Source organism: Nguyenibacter vanlangensis, from assembly GCF_013376155.1.
GTDB classification, from domain to species: domain Bacteria; phylum Pseudomonadota; class Alphaproteobacteria; order Acetobacterales; family Acetobacteraceae; genus Gluconacetobacter; species Gluconacetobacter vanlangensis.
Genome location: NZ_JABXXP010001178.1, coordinates 1 through 612, shown reverse-complemented (window position 1 = coordinate 612; position 612 = coordinate 1). Strand labels below are relative to the sequence as shown.

Sequence of the window (612 nt, the reverse complement as noted above, 5' to 3'; positions counted from 1 at the left end):
ATCTGGGGCGATCCCCCGGACCGCGCGCGGGCGCTGGCCACGCTGCGCCGCGCGGTGGCGTGCGGCGTCACCCTGATCGACACCGCCGACAGCTACGGCCCCTATGTCAGCGAGGACCTGATCCGGGCGGCGCTGTATCCGTATGACGGGCTGGTGATCGCCACCAAGGGCGGCCACACCCGTCACGGGCCCAATGTCTGGCGGCCGGTCGGCAATCCCGACTATCTGCGGCAATGCGTGCTCATGAGCATGCGCCGCCTGGGCGTGGCGCGGATCGATCTGTGGCAGTTGCATCGCGTGGGTCCCGACTGCCCGCCCGAAACGCAGTTCCAGGCGATCGCCGAGATGCGGCAGGAAGGACTGATCCGCCATGTCGGCCTGTCGGAAGTGTCGGTCGAGATGATCGAGCGCGCCCGCCGCTTCTTCCCGGTCGCGACGGTGCAGAACCGCTATAACCTGGTCAACCGGCTGTCCGAGGACGTGCTGGACTATTGCGTCGCGCACGATATCGGCTTCATCCCCTGGGCGCCGCTGGCCGCGGGCGGCCTGGCCCACGCCCATGGCGCGCTGACCCGGGTGGCGCAGGATCTGGGGGCGACCACCGGGCAGGTC

Annotated in this window: 1 protein-coding gene; it reads left to right on the top strand. The window is 69.9% G+C overall.

What is annotated here, in order from left to right; genetic code table 11:
- Positions 1-612 (top strand): aldo/keto reductase (locus HUK84_RS21975; protein WP_176642015.1); only part of this gene is annotated, 612 nt, incomplete at both ends.